This window comes from uncultured Alistipes sp., assembly GCF_902388705.1.
Lineage (GTDB): Bacteria > Bacteroidota > Bacteroidia > Bacteroidales > Rikenellaceae > Alistipes.
Genome location: NZ_CABMQJ010000004.1, coordinates 63,104 through 80,044 on the forward strand (window position 1 = coordinate 63,104; position 16,941 = coordinate 80,044).

The following is a 16,941-nucleotide window of genomic DNA, read 5'->3' on the forward strand; positions in this document are numbered from 1 at the left end:
TGCAAATATCACGACTTTCCTGCTCCCGGACAATGGCCGGAGTGCCGCGGTTGTTGGCAATTATTCCCGTTGGGCCGAATCGGTGCGCTCGGGAACGCTTGCGGAGGGGGTGCCGAGCCGCTGCCGCGCCTCTTCCTTGTATTTGCGGGATATTTCGATGCTTTGTCCGCCGACCGTCACGCGTGCGGAGTGGTACTCGTCGATGTGTCCGGTGTTGACGATGTACGACCGGTGGATGCGCAGAAACCGCCTGTCCAGCTGCGACTCCCATTGCGAAATGCGTGTCTTGGTGCGGTAGGCTGCGCCGTCGGCGGTGTGCAGCCAGACTTCGCTGTCGTTCGATTCGACGTAGAGTATCTCCGCCGGGTCGAGCGTGATTCTCCGCCGGTCGGATACGAAGCGAATCGTTTTGTCGTAGGGATGGCGTGCGGCGATGTAGTTTTCGAGCATTATTTCGGGCGTCACGAAAGCGGCCGGAACCAGCAGCAGGAAAACCGGATTGAGCAGGATATCCGGCATTTCGGAGGGGTAGATGTCGAGGATGTAACGTCCGGTCAGAATCAGCGACAGGTATTCGATGCAGAGTATCGCCAGTGTGAGGTAGACCGCGTCGAAGATGCCTTTCCGGCGATCGGCGAACGATAGTTGCGGCACGAAATAACGGGCTGCGAGCATGCCCGGCAGGAACGGTACGCCCAGTTGCAGGGCTTCCCCGAAACGGTATCCCAGGCTGACCAATACGAGGGCGATTACGACCGTGGCTGCGAGCCACCATGCGACGGGAAGAAAATGTTTCATGCGGAATCCTTTTCTACAAATATAGGTAAATAAATCGTTCGCATGACGGCCAAAACCGCCGCAGACGGGGCCGGGAGCCCGACAGCGGGATTCGACCGGATGACGACGGGATTCGGCAGCCCGGTTTTGCACCGTTTCGGGCGCAAGCGGCTTATCTTTGCCAATGGGAATAATCCCTTGACCGTTTAAAATTCAACCGTTATGTTTGATTTGTTCTTGCAAGGCGGCTCCTATCAGATGTCGTTGCTGACCGTCGAATTGATTTGCATGTTGTTCGCCGCATGGAAAGCCCCTGCGTGGGTGAAGGAGATTGGCCTGCTGGCCCTGGTAACCGGTATCTTCCTCCAGATTTTGGGCATGTATCATGCCTTTGGCGTTATCCAGCAGGCGGGCGATATTTCGCTGTCGTTGCTGCTCGGCGGATTCAAAGTGTCGTTTATCTCGATTATGTACGGCATGCTCATTTACGGGGCGTCGCTGGTTATCCGGATGCTCCAGAAACCGAAAATCTGAATGCTGCAATCCAATCCGGCGCAGAATCCCGAAGCGGCGGCCCTCACGGGCTGCCGCTTTTTATTCCCGCCCGTCCGGTTGTCCCGACAGTTTTTCCTGTACCTCGTAGGCCTCCGCAATCAGTTCGGACGGATAGTCGTACAGTTCCAGGATGCGTATGGCGTTGCGGGTCGTCAACGGCCCCGTGTGGAGCTGGTAGTCGAAAATCAGTTTGCCGTCGACCACCTCCTCGCGGAAATGGTGCAGCTCGTAGCCGTCGCGGTACAGCAGTTCGGCCAGTTCGATGTCGTGCGTCGATACCAGCACGATATGCGGGCCGCGGTTGAGATGGGCCAGCACGGCTTTCCCGGCGGCGATCCGCTCGGTCGTGTTCGTGCCCTTGAACAGTTCGTCGAGGGCGAACAGGCAGGGCGCCGCCCCTTGCGCCGCATCGAGGAAACGCTTGACGGTCAATACCTCCTGCAGGTAGTAGCTCGTACCCTCGGTAATGTCGTCGGAGATGCGGATCGAACTGTACAGTTTCATGTAGGGCGCCGTGTAGGATGCCGCGAAGCAGATGTCGAGCGTTTCGCCCAGCAGGGCGTTGAGAACCAGCGTGCGGATGAAAGTCGTCTTGCCCGACATGTTGGAGCCCGTGAGCAGCAGTCCCGTGCCGTCGAGTTCGAGCGTATTGGCCACGCAGCCGTCGATTAGCGGATGCGCGACCTGCACGGCCTTGAGGTATTTGCCGTCGATGAATTGCGGACGGCAGGTCGCGGTTTCGCTGCGCAGCCGTGCGACCGAAATCGCCGCATCGGTTCTGCCGATAAAGCGGAATACGTTGTGGATTGCGCCGCGCCGCGCCGTGATGCTGCCGATAAAGCGGTGGAAAAGAATCACCTCGATGTTTAGAGCGACCTTGACCAGCTCGATGAGCAGCCATGCGGCGGCCGCCAGTTCGTTGGCGCTGTCGCCCTGCGTGCCCACCACCCGGCTGCGGCGTTCGACCTCGGCTACCTGCCGTATCTGTTCCGTGGCCGCTTCCGTGCCGGGAACCTCTTCGACAGCCAGTTCGCGTGCCGTGCGCAGGGCCCGCGAAAGCTGTTTCACAGCCGAGCCGTAGAGCGAAACATTGAGTTTGTTGCTGTAATGGATGTAGAGGTTTGCGGCGAAAACAGCCATGAAGAGCAGCAGGAACAGCGGATAGAACGGACTTATCAGCAGGGATGCTGCGGCCAGTGCCGTGAGCGGGTAAACCCATGCGATGTACCGCACCTTTGCCGGGGTGTCGAAAATCAGGTTCTGCAAACCGTACACCTCGTCGTCCGACAGCCGTGCGAGGGATTTCATGCAGTTTGCCGTGAGTTCGCCGTTCGCGGCGAAACAGTCCGTGTCGCTCCCGAAAGCTTCGGCGTCTTGCGTACCCCGGAGGGTGCGCAGGCGGTCGTAGAGGTACTGTTGCCCGACTTTGGAGGTGGTGCGGTCGATGCGCTCGAAGACGGCGTTGAGGTCGAGGTCGGACGTGGTTTCGGCGTCGATGTGCTGGCAGGTTTGCTCTTCGGTCGACCGGTTGTAGAAATAGCGGCTTATGAGGTCGAAGTCGCATGCAGGGCGTTTCCCGTCGGAGGACTGCTGTGCCCCGAGCAAGGCGGATATATAGGTTGTCGGTTTCATAGTCGCATGTGTCGTGCCGGGGTTTCCCGAAAGGCCCCTCCTCCGGCATGCATCCCGGTTTCTCCCCGGGACTTTTCGCACCCGCATGACCGTAAATCCGGCAACGGGGCCCAATCCGGTTTGCCTGTTACGCCGGTTGCGCGTCGTCGGGGCCGGTCGGAGATATTTCCAATCCGCCGGCGAATCCCTGCGTCGAGCCGTTCCCGCCGGGCCGGGTTGTCGTCTTACACCGCTTCTGGCGGCATGTTCCCTGCGGCGGCGCAGCAAACACCTTTCCCTTTCGGGAATCGCGTTCCGGACATACGGGCCTGCATGTGCACGGGCCCGCTGTTTCGTGCCGCTTTCACCTGCGGCGGGCATTTGCCTAAACCTGCGGCGCGGCGTTCATCGCGTTGGCGAGACCCTCGGCAATCTGGTCCAGCGCCCCCTGCAGCTTGTTCCCGATCATCATCTTCATCATCATGTTCAGGTCGATGTGCAGCACCAGCCGCAGGCGGGTGTCCGTGTCGGACACCTTGTGCAGTTGAATCCAGAATGCGAAGTCCATCGGGACGCCTCCGTCGTCGCCGACGATTTTGATATATTTGGGCTCTTCACGCTCCTCCATGCGGAGTTTTACGGTAAAGCCCTTGGCCTTGAACGAGCAGGTGTCCTCGGTGGCCTGCCACTCTTCGACCTTGTCCGCCAAAGCGGGCGTGAGGTTGTCGAAGCGGCTGATTACGGTGTAAATCTGTTCTGCGGGACGCAGGATTTGTTGCTGTTTGGAAATGTATTCTTGCATTACTTGTGGAACTTGTTGTTTGTCAGATGTCGAGTGCGCATTCGGGGGCGGCCCAGAAACGTGTTGGGTCGGAAGTCCGCACGGCCGAACCGTCGAGCTGGAATCCGTCGAATCCCGGCGGGAGCAGGACAATCATGCGTCCCTCGCTTTTCGGCTCCTTGTCGTATCCGGTCTGCTCCCAGCAGGCGAACCAGTAGAGGTTTTTGGCCCAGTAGGCGGCGTAATAATCATCGTTTTCTTCGTCCAGCAGCGGGTGTATTTGCATCGGCTCGCCGGCAATGTAGCACCGGCGCATCTCTTCGAGCGAAAGGGGCGTGCCCGCCGGATCGGTGATGAACGCCTGCATGTCCGAGTCGACCATCGCCCATTTCTGCCGCTCGGGCAGCCATACGATGTTCACGACATGGCAGTCGTTATCCAGCGAGTCGGCCGGAAGGCAGGTGACGAACCGGTTGGCGATGCCCGAAGCCAGCAGCATTTCGTGCAGCGTGATCGAGTGCAGGCGGCAGTTGAAAGCGGGTTCGACGCTGCGGCTGTATTCCCACAGGGCGATGGCGTTGCGTTTTTCGGGCTGGATTTTCTGGTTGGCGTGCGGGATGTTGCGTGCGACGAATTTCGCCAGCGCCAGCGTATTCTCCCAGGTCGTGGCATCGCCGCGCAGCAGCGTGTCGAGGCGGAAATAGTCGCGGATTTCGCGGGCGCGCACGGTGTCCTGCTTGTAGGCGAAACCGAACTGCACAGTGTCGGCGGCATAGGGAGCCGCCCTGCGCAGCAGTTCGACGCGCTGTTCTTTGAGCTCGTCGTTGAGTATTCCGGCGAGCTGGTCGCGGAAGACGAACCGGGCCAGCAGGATGGCGATCAGCAGCAGTCCGGCGAGCGATGCCAGGACAATCCCGACGATTTTAAACGTTTTTTTCATAGGAGGCCTATTCGTTATTACGCGCAAAGGTAAGGATAAAAAACGAGAATATCTCTCTTCTGCCGTCCGTGTGCGCTGAAACGCACGGTGAAAATTGCCATGCGTGCCTTGCGGTTTGCTTGCGGATGCGCTGCCGGCGGCCCGGGAACTTCGAAACGCGGAGAAACGTCTGTGCGCCGTTATTGTTGCCCGGGCGTCGTTATCTTTCTGACCACCCGTGCCGGATTGCCCGCTACGACGGTCATCGCCGGTACGTCTTTTGTTACGACGCTGCCGGCTCCCACAATGGCTCCGTAGCCGATTCTGACGCCCGGCAGTATCGTGGAATTGATACCGATCCAAACCTTGTCCTCGATTAATATAGGGCGGCCGTACGTGGCGCTGCGGTTCTCCGGGTTCGGGTCGTGGTTGATTGTAATCAGGTTGACTTTCGGCCCGATAAACACATCGTTGCCTATCGTGATGCCGCCTCGTCCGAAAAACGTGCAGCATTGCTGGATAAAGCATCCCCTGCCGATGGTGACGGGCTTTCCGTAGTCTATGTAGAGCGGCGGCAGCACGGTGGTGGTTGCATCCAGCTCTTTCCCGAGGATGCGTCCCATGTATTCATGCACCTCTTCGGGCGTGCGGTAACCCGTGTTCATTTCCGTTGCTGTTTTGATTGTGGCGAAAATGTCCGCAATCAGGGCGTCGTAACCCGGTTCGTGGGGCGAAACCATTTCACCGCTCGAATCTTTTGCAAAAATATCCTTCATGACTTTTTTGTTTTTACTGTTCCGTTGCAAAGATACGGGGAGTGCGGCACATGGATTTTGCTGTGCGGTTCAATGTGCTTTGTCGAGAAAGCCAAAAATAAAAAACCTTGCAATGGGGTGCACTGCAAGGTTCGTGGGTGCGGCTTATTCCGATTTCATCGGATCTTCGTCGGGGCCGTTCCGTAGGTTTGCTTATACGCCTTCGAAAAATGAGAAAGGTTCTTGAACCCCACGTCGAGGCAAACGTCGGAAACTTTGCATCCGCCTTTGCGTAGCAGTTCGTGCGCGGCTTCGAGGCGTCGTTTTATCAGCCATTTCTGCGGGGTGAGGTCGCTGGCCCTTTTGAAATCGCGTTTGAATGTGGAGAGGCTGCGTCCCGTGTAGTTGGCGATTTCTTCCATCGAGAGGTCGTTCATGTAATTCCGCTCCATGAATTCCAGCAAGTCGATTTTCCACGGCTCGGCAAAGTCGAAAAGCGAAGCATAGAGGTTTTTGTCGGTATGGAGCAGCACATAGACGCCTTCGACCATCTTCAGTTGCAGCAATTCGTCGGTGGGCTGAATGTCGGAATCGAAATAGGGCGTCATGGATTCGAACAGGCTTACGATATCGGGCCGGTTGGACGGCAGTTTGTAGAGGCTTGGCTTATCCCGTTTCACCTCCCGGGGGATTGTGCTCCTGTCCAGCCGGTTGTAGAAGTCGCGCAGGAATTTTGCGGTAAACAACAGGAAAACGGCCTTGAACTGCTCGCCGCCATATGCCTGTTTAATCATCTGTACGCTGAAATCCTTGCGGATGAAAGCGCAATCCCCTTTGTGCAAACGGGTGATTTTGCCCCGTTCGTTGATTTCCAGTTCGCCGGAGTGCAGGTAGACCAGCACGTGGGAGTGGTTCCGGTGCAGGCAACTCGTCCCGTTGTCGATGTACATCGCAAAAAAAATATCCGAATAACGCAACGTATGGATTCCCTTTGTCATTTTTGCGGTTCGATTGACTGTAAATGCAAGGCGGCTTTAGGGCAAAGATAGTGAAAATTTCATTGTGCGACCCGGTTGTCCGGGCGCAGGCCGGAAAAGGGAACGGGCGCCCGCTGCGATGGCCGTACCCGAAAGAGGCTTTTCGCCCGGCGGCCCGGCGGCCCGGCGGCCCGATGCGGACTTTTGCATGAAGGCACTCCCTGTGCTGTGTGAAAAACTGCGGGGCACGACCGAAAGCCGTGCCCCGCAGGTCTATTCCGGGCGTATCAGTCGATTTCGAACGTGCGCGCCGTGTCGCTGTCCACGGTAATGCGTACGGTCATCACGTTGTCGGGCAGCAGCTGCTCGATTTTTTCGGGCCATTCGACCAGGCAGAGGTCGCCCGAGAAGAAGTACTCCTCGTAGCCGAAGTCGTAGGCTTCGCGGATGTCGTTGATGCGGTAGAAATCGAAGTGGTGGATGCGGCGGTTGCCTTTGCCCTTGTACTGGTTGACGATAGCGAACGTCGGGCTGGTCACGGTGTCCGTGGCTCCGAGCTGCGCTGCGATTTCGCGGATCAGGGTGGTTTTCCCCGCTCCCATTTCTCCGCGGAACGCGACCACCGTGCGGCGGCCGAGGGCTTCGACGACCGCCTCGGCGACGTCCGGCAGTTCGTCCTGTGAAGTGATATGGATGGTTTTCATATTACTGTTTGGGTTTTAAGACAATGTAGGGCACGATCATCTCCTCCATCGAGATGCCGCCGTGCTGGAACGTGTTGCGGTAGTAGCGGATATGTCGGTTCGCATCGTTGTTGTAAACCAGGAAATCCGAGTTGTAGGCGAAGATATAGCTCGACGTGAGGTTGCTCGACGGCAGCTGGACGTCCTCGGGTTTGAGTATCTCGTACACCTCGCGGGAGTTGTACGCCAGGTTGCGGCCCGTCTTGTAGCGCAGGTTGGCCGAGGTTTCCCGGTCGCCCGTCACCTTGACGGGATTGTCCACGCGAATGGTGCCGTGGTCGGAGGTAATCACGACGGTGTGTCCCCGCTCCGAGAGGAGTTTGAGGATGGTGTAAAGGTCGGAGTGTTCGAACCATGAGCGCGTCAGTGAGCGGAACGCCGCGTCGTCCTCCGTCAACTCGCGGATGATGTCGGTTTCGGTGCGGGCGTGCGAAAGGATGTCGAGGAAATTGTAGACGATTACCGAAAAATCGGCGTCGTAGACCTTTTGGATGTTGTCGACCAGCTTGCGCCCCTGCTCCGGGCGCACGAGTTTGTCGAACGAAAATTTCCAGTTCTTGCCGTTCTGGGCCATCAGCCGTTTGAGGAACTCCTCCTCGTACTGGTTCTTGCCGCCCTCCTCGTTGTCGTTGAGCCACTTGTTGGGCATCAGCTTGTCGATGGCCAGCGGCATGAGGCCTGCGAAAACGGCATTGCGGGCGTACTGGGTCGCCGTAGGCAGGATGGCGCAGTAGAATTCGTCCTGCACCACGTCGTAGAAGCCCCGCAGCAGCGAAGAGATCGAACGCCACTGGTCGTAACGGAAGTTGTCGATCAGCAGCAGCGTGGTCTTGGGGTTCTCGTCGGCCACCGGGAAGACGTTGGTGCGCATGAGCGTGTGCGACATCACGGGGGTGTCGTCCGAACGCTTGTTAATCCAGTTGTAATAGTTGCGGCGCACGAATTTGCAGAACTCCTGGTTGGCTTCGCTTTTCTGGTAGGCCAGCACCTCCTTGATGCTCTGGTCGGAGGATTCCGAAAGATCGACCTCCCAGTTGGTGAGCTTGCGGTAGAGCGAGCACCAGTCGGCGAACGTTTCGGCCATCTGCAGCGACGAGGAAATCCGACCGAATTCCGAGCGGTAGTCGGCCGTGGTCTGCTCGGTGACGAGCTGCTGCTGGTGTACGTTTTTCTTAATCGAGAGCAGCACCTGGTTGGGGTTGACGGGCTTGATGAGGTAGTCGGCGATTTTCGAGCCGACGGCCTTGTCCATGATGTTCTCCTCCTCGCTCTTGGTCACCATGATGACAGGCGTGGTGGGGCGCACCTCCTTGATTTTGGGGAGGGTTTCGAGCCCCGTCATGCCGGGCATCATCTCGTCGAGGATAATCAGGTCGTAAGAGCCTTCGGAGGCCATGTCGATGGCGTCGTAGCCGTTGTTGCAGGTGTCTACTTCGTAGCCTTTCTGCTTGAGGAACAGGACGTGGGGCTTCAAGAGCTCGACCTCGTCGTCCACCCATAATATTTTGACCATGCCGTTATCGGATTTAGTTTGCAAAATTAGTTATTTTATTATCAAACGCAAAAACCGGACGTTTATTGAGTCGCCGACGATTTCCGCAGAAATAAAGATTCGGGCGGATTTGCGGCGGCGATTTTCGCTGCGGGCGTTGTGATTGGCACAGTGTTGGATAGGTGTTCCGACGCGCCGGCCAGAACGGGTTCTTTGCCGGCGCGGGAGCCGCTCCGCCGCCCCGGATTCGCTTCGGGCGTATTGATGCCGGGAAAAGGTCGGACAGAATGGATGCTCCGGATGTTAGTTGTTTGACATTCATTGCATTATGTGTTTTGAGGGACGGAACGTCCCTCCGGGGAATAATTGGCTGACACATAATATTTTAATTTTCCGCAGAGTTTTGCCCGATATTTGTTATCGTGTTGTTATAGTGACAGGTAGGGTACTGTGGGAAAAATAATGAAAAAAATATACGGTTTATTGGCTAAAATGTAAATAAAGCGTATATTTGCAGTCCGAATGTCTTCACACGAACTTAATAATTTAATACTATATAGATATGACAAAGGCAGATATCGTAAGCGAAATCGCTAAAAGCACCGGCGTTGAGAAGGTGCAGGTTCAGGCAATCGTCGAGGCTTTTATGGATAGCATCAAGACGTCGCTGACCAACAAGAATAACGTGTATCTCCGCGGCTTCGGCAGCTTTATCGTGAAGAAGCGCGCCAAGAAGGTGGCCCGCAATATCTCGAAGAACACGACCATTACCATTCCCGAACACAACATCCCTGCTTTCAAGCCCGCCAAGAGCTTCGCAGCGAAGGTGAAATAATTCAGTTTAACAAGAACCTCAAAAATTTAAGGACTATGCCAAACGGAAAGAAGCATAAGCGTCACAAGATGGCTACCCACAAGCGCAAAAAACGTCTGCGCAAGAATCGCCACAAGAAAAAGTAGGGTAGCACCTTTGTGCTAAACGATAGATAAAGCTAAAGGAGCCCGAGGCTCTTTTAGCTTTACCTATTTTCTGCGGCTTTTCGCGGCAGCTTTCCGCTTACGGCGCCCGGTGTGCCGTGCGAAACCGCCTGAAACGGGTGTAAACCCTTGCTGCCCCGGCCTTTACGGGGCGTGTAACAGGGCTTCCCCGGCGAAATGCCGCAAAATCCGGACAGTACTTTCCCGGAGATTTTCTCCGGACTGCGGGCCGGACAATTTATTTCTTTTGGAGTTCGCCGCCACTTCAGACCAAAATGCGGCCTAACCGATTTCAGTATTCCGCGTTCCCGGATCCGGGGCGCGACACACGATATAAATGAACAGAGAATTAATTGTAAACGTCAACCCGACCGAAATTTCCATCGCGCTGTGTGAGGACAAGGTGCTTGTCGAACTCAACAAGGAACAGTGCCAGACGGGTTTCGCTGTAGGAGATATATACCTCGGGAAAGTACGTAAGATCATGCCGGGGCTCAACGCGGCATTCGTCAACATAGGACACGAAAAGGACGCTTTTATCCACTACCTCGATTTGGGAAGCCAGTTCCCCTCGTTGCAGAAGCTGGTTTCTTCGCAGCAGCCCGGCAAACGGGGCATGCGCGTCGAGAGCATGAAGCTCGAATCCCCCGTCGAGAAGACCGGGAAAATCGCCAATTACCTGCAGGTGGGCCAGAACATCATGGTGCAGATCGCCAAGGAGGCCATCTCGACCAAAGGACCGCGCCTGACCGCCGACATTTCGCTGGCGGGCCGCAACGTGGTGCTGGTACCGTTCTCCTCGAAAGTTTTCCTGTCGCAGAAAATCCGTTCAGCGGATGAGAAAAAGCGCCTGAAGCGCATCGCCGCCGCCGTGCTTCCCAAAAACTTCGGGGTCATCATCCGCACCGCAGCCATGGAGGCCAAGGACGAGGATATCGAGCACGACATCCAGACCCAGATCGACCGCTGGCGCAAGACCTGTGCGGCGATTAAAAAGAATACGGCTCCCGCGCAGCTGATGAGCGAGATGAACCGGGCCAACACGATTATCCGCGATTCGCTGAACGGCTCGTTCTCGCAGATTGCCGTCGACGACGAGGCGATGTACAACGACATCCGCAGTTATATCAGGCAAATAGAACCCGAAAAGGAGAAGATTGTCAAACTCTACCGCGGCAACGTCCCCATTTTCGACAACTTCGACATCTCGAAGCAGATTAAGTCGCTCTTCGCCAAGTACGTGTCGCTGCGCCGCGGCGCCTACCTGATTATCGAGCATACGGAGGCGATGAACGTCATCGACGTGAACTCGGGCAACCGCACCAAAGCCGAGGACAACCAGGAGCAGACGGCCATGGACGTCAACCTGGCCGCCGCGAAGGAGATTGCCCGGCAGCTGCGCCTGCGCGACCTGGGCGGTATCGTGATTATCGACTTCATCGACCTGCACAAGGCGCAGAACCGGCAGGCGCTGTTCGACGAGATGGTGAAGCTGATGTCCACCGACAAGGCCAAGCACACGGTGCTGCCGCTTACGAAGTTCGGCCTGATGCAGATTACCCGCCAGCGGGTGCGCCCCGTGGCCGTCGAGGAGGTGTCGGACGTCTGCCCGACCTGCAACGGCTCGGGCAAGATCGAACCTACGGTGCTGCTGGACAAGAAAATCGAGAACCAGATTTCGTTCCTCACGCAGGATCGCGGCCACAAGTACATCAAACTGGTCGTCAGCCCCTATGTGGAGGCTTTCCTCAACAAAGGCCTCTTGTCGCTGCACCGCCGCTGGGAGTGGAAATACAAAGTCCGCCTGCATATTACCGGAGACCAGAGCCTCGGCATCGTCGAGGTACATTACCACGACCGCAAGGATAACGACCTGATTAACAAGTGACGCTATGACTGCCCGCGAGCAGCTGGCGCAGTTCGCCGGCGGGTCGAAAGCCCTGTCGCAACTGTGCCGCGAATATAAAAAAGAGAGCGCAACCGTCCACCTGAAAGAGCTGGTCGGCGGTGCTCTTTCGTTTTATGCTGCCGCGGCCGTCGTGAAAACAGGCGGTGTGCATGTCTTTGTCGCCGAAGACCGCGACGCCGCGGCCTACCTGCTGAACGACTTCTATAACCTGCTGGACGAGGAGCGGGTTTACTTCTTCCCCTCGTCGTACAAACGTTCCGTGGCCTATGGCACCGAAGATGCCCAGGGCGTGGTACAGCGTACGGCGGCAATGAACGCTGTGCGGAGTTTCGCGAAAGGCTACCTGGTCGTCTGCACCTACCCCGAGGCGCTGGCCGAGCGGGTTGCCGACGCAGAGACCCTGCGGCGCGATACGATTGCCGTGAAGCGGGGCGACAAAATTTCGATTGCGGTGCTGGAGGATGCCCTCGTCGATGCGAATTTCACGCGTGTCGATTTCGTCTACGAGCCGGGACAATACTCCGTCCGCGGCGGTATCGTCGACGTCTTTTCCTATTCGGAGAGCAAGCCCTACCGCGTTGACTTTTTCGGTGACGAAATCGACTCGATTCGCCGCTTCAACATTTCGAGCCAGTTGTCGGCCGATAAGCTCGATTGCGTGGAAATCATCCCCAACCTCAATGCCGGGGATGCACCCAAAGTGTCGTTCGTGCAGTTCGCGGGCAGCGCCGCGGCCTACTGGTTCTATGACGCCGACTATGTGCTGCGCCGTATCAACGACCTGCGCCGCAAGGTACTCGCCGATTTGGAGCATCCCGAACAAATCGACCGGCTGCTGACCAGCCGCAACGTGCTGTTGGGCGATTTGTCCGGCTGCCGGCTGCTTGCCCTGCGCGACAACCTGCCGGAGCGTCCCGCCACTGCCGCCGTCGAATTCGATACCGCTCCGCAGCCCAAGTTCAACAAGAACTTCGAGATGCTGGCCGACGACATGATTCGCAATTCGCTGCGCGGCTATACGACCTATATCCTCTCGGAGAACAAGGTGCAGGTCGAGCGCCTCGAAAATATTTTCCACCAGATCGGCCGCGGACAGGCCGTCGTGCGCCCTCTCTCGATCACGATGCACGAGGGCTTCGTGGACAACGACCTGAAGCTGTGCCTCTATACCGACCACCAAATATTCGACCGCTACCAGCGCTACCGCATCAACGGCGAAATCAAGCGCGACGAGCAGATGACTGTCGCCGAGCTGAACCAGCTCCGCCCGGGCGACTATGTGGTGCATATCGACCACGGCGTGGGGCGTTTCGACGGACTGGTGAAAATCAACGAGAACGGCAAGTCGCACGAGGCTATCAAACTGGTTTACAAGGACGGCGACGTGCTGTTCGTGAACGTCCACTCGCTCCACCGCATTTCGCGCTATAAATCCGGCGACGGCGAGCCGCCCAAGGTCTACAAGCTCGGCAACGGGGCATGGCAGAAGTTGAAGAACGCCACCAAGAAGGCCGTCAAGGACATTTCGCGCGAGCTGATTGCGCTTTATGCCAAACGCAAGGCGAGCAAGGGGTTCGCATTCTCGCCCGACAGCTACCTGCAGCATGAGCTGGAGGCTTCGTTCCAGTGGGAGGATACCCCCGACCAGCAGACGACCGTCGCGGCCGTCAAGAAAGATATGGAATCCGACCAGCCGATGGACCGCCTGGTCTGCGGCGACGTGGGCTTCGGCAAAACCGAGGTTGCCGTGCGTGCGGCGTTCAAGGCCGCCGTGGACGGCAAGCAGGTGGCCGTGCTGGTGCCCACGACGATTCTCGCCCTGCAGCATTACCGCTCCTTCTCCGAGCGCCTGCGCAACTTCCCCGTGCGGGTCGAGTACCTCAACCGCACCAAGACCGCGAAGGAGGTGAACCAGATTCGCGCCGACCTGGAGGCGGGACGCATCGACATCCTGATCGGCACGCACAAGATACTGGGCAAACAGATTGTCTTCCGCGACCTGGGGCTGCTGGTCATCGACGAGGAGCAGAAGTTCGGCGTCGCGGCCAAGGAAAAGCTCACGCAGCTGGCCGTCAACGTCGATACGCTGACCCTTACGGCCACGCCGATTCCGCGTACGCTGCAATTCTCGCTGATGGGGTCGCGCGACCTGTCGGTCATTTCGACTCCGCCGCCCAACCGCCAGCCGATTGTCACCGAGTCGCATGTCTTTTCCGAGGAGATTATCCGCGACGCCGTCGAGGCGGAGCTCGCGCGCGGCGGACAGGTGTACTTCGTCCACAACCGCGTCGAAGACCTGATGACCCTGCAGGGCCTTATCACGCGTATCTGCCCCAAGGCGCGTGTGGCCGTCGGGCATGGCAAAATGCCGGCCGAGAAGCTCGAGAAACTCATCATGGACTTTATCTACGGGGAGTTCGATGTGCTGGTTTCGACGACCATCGTCGAGAACGGCATCGACATTCCCAACGCCAATACGATTATCGTCGACAACGCCCAGAATTTCGGGTTGAGCGACCTGCACCAGCTTCGCGGCCGCGTGGGGCGCAGCAACCAGAAAGCCTACTGTTACCTGCTTTCCCCGCCCGAAGAGATGCTGTCGTCCGATGCGCGGCGCCGCCTGCGGGCCATCGAGGAGTTCTCCGACCTGGGTTCGGGCTTTAATATCGCCATGCAGGATCTGGACATCCGCGGTGCGGGCAACCTGCTGGGGGCCGAGCAGAGCGGTTTCATCGCCGACATCGGCTTCGAGACCTACCAGAAGATTATGAACGAAGCGATTGCCGAGCTGCGTGCCGAAGGGCTCCATGTCGCCGGGTTGAGCGACTCGGAGCAGGATGTCGTGGAGCAGATGCGCTATATCGACGACGCGCATATCGAAATCGAGGTCGACGCGGGGCTGCCCGATTCCTATGTGGCGCAGCAGGCGGAGCGCCTCAAACTCTACCGCGAGCTCGACTCGACCAAGGACGAAGAGGCGCTGCTGGCGTTCGAAAGCCGCCTCGCCGACCGCTTCGGGCCGCTGCCGCGCGAAACGAAGGAGCTGCTCAACGTCGTGCGCCTGCGCTGGGAGGCAATCCGCCTGGGCCTCGAGCGCGTGAAGGTCAAGAACGGACTGATGATCGCCCATTTCGTCGGCGAGGAGAATTCGCCTTACTACAAGAGCGACACGTTTATGGAACTGCTCCGCAAGGTGACGCAAAATCCCGGCAGATTTGTGCTCAAACAGCACAATAATCGTCTGGCGATGACCGTTAGGAATGTCAAAGACATTGAGGACGCATATAAAACGCTGCAGCAACTTTGAATTTAATCGTAGATATCGGAAACACCCTCGTCAAACTCGCTGTTTTCGACCGCGGGGAGATTGTCGCGCAGCACTGCGTGGAGCGGCTGCATCCCTCGATGCTCGGGGAGCTGCTCGCGGCATGGCCCGTGCGGCAGGCCGTGGTGGCCTCGACGCGCGGCGAAGTGGATGAAATAGCCGAGCTGCTGCGCCCGCAGGTGGAATACCTGCTGGAATTTTCGTCGCAGACCCCCGTGCCGATCGGCAATGCCTACCTCACGCCCGACACGCTGGGCCGCGACAGGCTGGCCGCCGCTGTCGGCGCCACGGTGCTTTACCCCGGGCGCAATGTGCTGATTGTCGATTTCGGCACGGCGGTGACCGTCGATTTGGTGACGTCCGACGGCGTTTTCCGCGGCGGCTGTATCTCGCCGGGTATGAAGACCCGTTTCCGGTCGCTGCACGACTATACCGCCAAACTGCCGCTGTGCACCGCGACCGGGGACGAAGCCCTTTCGGGACTCACGACCGGGCAGGCCATCGAGTTGGGCGTGATGAACGGAATTACTTTCGAGATCGAGGGCTACATGGCCCGCATGCGGGAAAAAATCGACGATTTATGTGTAATTTTTACCGGCGGGGACGCGAAATTCTTTGTTAAACGAATTAAAAATACGATATTTGCAAATTGTAATCTGGTCTTTTGCGGATTGAATAGAATTTTAGAGTACAATGCAAGTGAAGAACACCTTGATTAAACTGGTTGTCGCGGCAGCCGTGATGCTTCCTTATGCCGTATCGGCCCAGACAAGCAGTATTAACGCATTCTCTCCCTATACGATGTACGGCATCGGCGAGTTGAACACGCCCGGTACGCTTCAGATGCGCTCGATGGGCGGCGTGGGGGTTGCCATGCGCACTCCCGGCAGGCTCAACCTGCTCAACCCGGCGGCTTTCAGCACCGTTCCGCAGAAGAGTTTCCTTTTCAGCTTCGGACTGGAGGGCCAGAACTATTACAACTCGCAGAAAGCGGACGGCATCTCGAAACGGACGGCTTACAATACGTTCAACTTCCACGACATTGCGTTCCAGATGCCGATTGCCAGGAAACTCGGACTCGGGTTCAGCCTCACCCCTTACAGCTCGGTGGGCTACCGCACCAAATATACGCACGATTACAAACCCACCGACCCGGTCTGGGGCAATGTGGGCCGCGTGCAGTATGTCTACCAGGGCGAGGGCGACGTGACGGAGGTCAAGGTAGGCCTCGGCTGGGAGTTGTTCAAGAACTTCTCGCTGGGCCTCGCAGCCCAGTATTACTGGGGCGACATCGACCGCAGTTTCGTGATGACCCCGACGCCGATCACGGGCAACGGCACCTATTCGTCGACGGTGGGCAGCGATAATTACAGCATCTCGAGCATCAAGGGCCAGGTCGGTGTACAGTGGAACGCCATCATGAACCAGAAACGGATGCTGACCCTCGGCGCTACGTACGACTTCGGCGGCGATTTGAACCCCGAAGTGACCAAGAGGATTTACGTCGGCGACCTGTACAGCTCCACCGTAAAAGGCGATACGACGCATCTGGCACTCGTATTGCCGCGCCAGCTTTCGGTGGGAACCTATTACCAGACCGCCAAGTGGACGCTGGGCCTCGACTATGTTTACCAGAACTGGGGCGGCCGCAACAAGGGCACGGAGTTGACCGGCATCAGCGGGCAGGGCAATTCCTACTACGAGGTAGCCTATACCAATACGAGCACGGTGAAGGTCGGCGTAGAGTATACGCCCAACTATTACGACGTGCGTAAATTCATGAAACGCTGGTCGTACCGTGCGGGTTTCCGTTACGGAACCTATAACCAGACCTACAACGGCAATAAACTTGCGGAGTATGCCGTTACACTGGGTATCGGGGTGCCGGTGAAATTCCTCGGCAGTTCGTCCATCGACGTGGGTGTCGAATACGGCCGCCGCGGGTACAACCTCGCCGAGAACCTCGGGCTCGTGCGGCAGCAGTATTTCAAATTCGCAATCGGCTTTTCGCTCTTTGCCAACAGCCGGGAGAACGGGGAGTACTGGTTCACGCGGCCCAAGTACGATTAATTTTCAGTCCGGAAAAAATTGCACTTCTAACGAATTAGTAGTAAATTGC

General features: G+C 57.5%; 15 protein-coding genes. 6 read left to right on the forward strand and 9 right to left on the reverse strand.

Annotated features, from left to right (window positions below; translation table 11 throughout):
* Positions 1–60: 60 nt before the first annotated feature.
* Positions 61–798 carry a LytTR family DNA-binding domain-containing protein gene (locus QZT71_RS02460; protein ID WP_295911943.1) on the reverse strand — a complete coding sequence of 246 codons (738 nt, stop codon included), beginning with the start codon at positions 796–798 and terminating at the stop codon, positions 61–63.
* Positions 799–999: 201 nt separating this feature from the next.
* On the opposite strand from QZT71_RS02460, the gene QZT71_RS02465 reads away from it, so the two are divergent.
* Complete coding sequence (locus tag QZT71_RS02465) at positions 1,000–1,311, forward strand: hypothetical protein (RefSeq protein ID WP_295911945.1); 312 nt, start codon at positions 1,000–1,002, stop codon at positions 1,309–1,311.
* 60 nt (positions 1,312–1,371) lie between these two features.
* Here the strand turns inward: QZT71_RS02465 and QZT71_RS02470 are convergent, their stop codons facing one another.
* The 8 genes from QZT71_RS02470 to QZT71_RS02505 form a co-directional block, all read right to left on the reverse strand.
* Positions 1,372–2,964, reverse strand: a complete 1,593-nt coding sequence (locus QZT71_RS02470) for a DNA mismatch repair protein MutS (RefSeq protein ID WP_295911948.1) — start codon at positions 2,962–2,964, stop codon at positions 1,372–1,374.
* A 364-nt stretch (positions 2,965–3,328) separates the two neighbouring features.
* Entirely contained in the window at positions 3,329–3,745 is a 417-nt protein-coding gene (locus QZT71_RS02475) for an SRPBCC domain-containing protein (RefSeq protein ID WP_295911951.1), read from the reverse strand.
* Between the two features lie 22 nt (positions 3,746–3,767).
* Positions 3,768–4,664 (reverse strand): transglutaminase domain-containing protein, encoded by an 897-nt coding sequence (locus QZT71_RS02480; protein WP_295911954.1) that lies wholly within the window; start codon positions 4,662–4,664, stop codon positions 3,768–3,770.
* Positions 4,665–4,843: 179 nt separating this feature from the next.
* Positions 4,844–5,419 (reverse strand): DapH/DapD/GlmU-related protein, encoded by a 576-nt coding sequence (locus QZT71_RS02485; protein ID WP_295911956.1) that lies wholly within the window; start codon positions 5,417–5,419, stop codon positions 4,844–4,846.
* A 155-nt stretch (positions 5,420–5,574) separates the two neighbouring features.
* Positions 5,575–6,396: an AraC family transcriptional regulator gene (locus tag QZT71_RS02490; RefSeq protein WP_295911958.1), complete on the reverse strand. Its 822-nt coding sequence runs from the start codon at positions 6,394–6,396 to the stop codon at positions 5,575–5,577.
* 266 nt (positions 6,397–6,662) lie between these two features.
* Positions 6,663–7,079 carry a tRNA (adenosine(37)-N6)-threonylcarbamoyltransferase complex ATPase subunit type 1 TsaE gene (tsaE, locus tag QZT71_RS02495; protein ID WP_295911960.1) on the reverse strand — a complete coding sequence of 139 codons (417 nt, stop codon included), beginning with the start codon at positions 7,077–7,079 and terminating at the stop codon, positions 6,663–6,665.
* A 1-nt stretch (position 7,080) separates the two neighbouring features.
* Positions 7,081–8,631, reverse strand: coding sequence for a response regulator (locus tag QZT71_RS02500; RefSeq protein ID WP_295911962.1), 1,551 nt, complete (start codon positions 8,629–8,631; stop codon positions 7,081–7,083).
* Positions 8,632–8,644: 13 nt separating this feature from the next.
* The gene (locus QZT71_RS02505) at positions 8,645–8,932 is read right to left on the reverse strand and encodes a hypothetical protein (protein ID WP_295911964.1); all 288 of its coding nucleotides are present in this window, start codon (positions 8,930–8,932) and stop codon (positions 8,645–8,647) included.
* A gap of 240 nt (positions 8,933–9,172) precedes the next feature.
* Between QZT71_RS02505 and QZT71_RS02510 the strand changes: the two genes are divergently transcribed.
* The 5 genes from QZT71_RS02510 to QZT71_RS02530 all read left to right on the forward strand — a co-directional run bounded on the left by QZT71_RS02510 (position 9,173) and on the right by QZT71_RS02530 (position 16,892).
* Positions 9,173–9,445: an HU family DNA-binding protein gene (locus QZT71_RS02510; RefSeq protein ID WP_009596092.1), complete on the forward strand. Its 273-nt coding sequence runs from the start codon at positions 9,173–9,175 to the stop codon at positions 9,443–9,445.
* A gap of 480 nt (positions 9,446–9,925) precedes the next feature.
* Positions 9,926–11,476, forward strand: a complete 1,551-nt coding sequence (locus QZT71_RS02515) for an Rne/Rng family ribonuclease (protein WP_295911997.1) — start codon at positions 9,926–9,928, stop codon at positions 11,474–11,476.
* A gap of 4 nt (positions 11,477–11,480) precedes the next feature.
* The gene (gene mfd / locus QZT71_RS02520; RefSeq protein ID WP_295911999.1) at positions 11,481–14,804 is read left to right on the forward strand and encodes a transcription-repair coupling factor; all 3,324 of its coding nucleotides are present in this window, start codon (positions 11,481–11,483) and stop codon (positions 14,802–14,804) included.
* Positions 14,801–15,541 carry a type III pantothenate kinase gene (locus QZT71_RS02525; RefSeq protein WP_295912002.1) on the forward strand — a complete coding sequence of 247 codons (741 nt, stop codon included), beginning with the start codon at positions 14,801–14,803 and terminating at the stop codon, positions 15,539–15,541. Before mfd ends, QZT71_RS02525 begins: the two co-directional genes overlap by 4 nt.
* Positions 15,516–16,892, forward strand: a complete 1,377-nt coding sequence (locus tag QZT71_RS02530; RefSeq protein WP_295912005.1) for a hypothetical protein — start codon at positions 15,516–15,518, stop codon at positions 16,890–16,892. Before QZT71_RS02525 ends, QZT71_RS02530 begins: the two co-directional genes overlap by 26 nt.
* Positions 16,893–16,941: the final 49 nt, after the last annotated feature.

Excerpts from the sequence above, each read along its gene's own strand:
- tsaE (WP_295911960.1), bottom strand. The coding sequence starts at position 7,079 with ATGAAAACCATCCATATCACTTCACAGGACGAACTGCCGGACGTCGCC.
- QZT71_RS02485 (WP_295911956.1), bottom strand. The coding sequence starts at position 5,419 with ATGAAGGATATTTTTGCAAAAGATTCGAGCGGTGAAATGGTTTCGCCC.
- QZT71_RS02470 (WP_295911948.1), bottom strand. The coding sequence starts at position 2,964 with ATGAAACCGACAACCTATATATCCGCCTTGCTCGGGGCACAGCAGTCC.
- QZT71_RS02500 (WP_295911962.1), bottom strand. The coding sequence starts at position 8,631 with ATGGTCAAAATATTATGGGTGGACGACGAGGTCGAGCTCTTGAAGCCC.
- QZT71_RS02475 (WP_295911951.1), bottom strand. The coding sequence starts at position 3,745 with ATGCAAGAATACATTTCCAAACAGCAACAAATCCTGCGTCCCGCAGAA.
- QZT71_RS02460 (WP_295911943.1), bottom strand. The coding sequence starts at position 798 with ATGAAACATTTTCTTCCCGTCGCATGGTGGCTCGCAGCCACGGTCGTA.
- QZT71_RS02515 (WP_295911997.1), top strand. The coding sequence starts at position 9,926 with ATGAACAGAGAATTAATTGTAAACGTCAACCCGACCGAAATTTCCATC.
- QZT71_RS02505 (WP_295911964.1), bottom strand. The coding sequence starts at position 8,932 with ATGAATGTCAAACAACTAACATCCGGAGCATCCATTCTGTCCGACCTT.
- QZT71_RS02490 (WP_295911958.1), bottom strand. The coding sequence starts at position 6,396 with ATGACAAAGGGAATCCATACGTTGCGTTATTCGGATATTTTTTTTGCG.
- QZT71_RS02530 (WP_295912005.1), top strand. The coding sequence starts at position 15,516 with ATGCAAGTGAAGAACACCTTGATTAAACTGGTTGTCGCGGCAGCCGTG.
- mfd (WP_295911999.1), top strand. The coding sequence starts at position 11,481 with ATGACTGCCCGCGAGCAGCTGGCGCAGTTCGCCGGCGGGTCGAAAGCC.
- QZT71_RS02510 (WP_009596092.1), top strand. The coding sequence starts at position 9,173 with ATGACAAAGGCAGATATCGTAAGCGAAATCGCTAAAAGCACCGGCGTT.
- QZT71_RS02465 (WP_295911945.1), top strand. The coding sequence starts at position 1,000 with ATGTTTGATTTGTTCTTGCAAGGCGGCTCCTATCAGATGTCGTTGCTG.
- QZT71_RS02480 (WP_295911954.1), bottom strand. The coding sequence starts at position 4,664 with ATGAAAAAAACGTTTAAAATCGTCGGGATTGTCCTGGCATCGCTCGCC.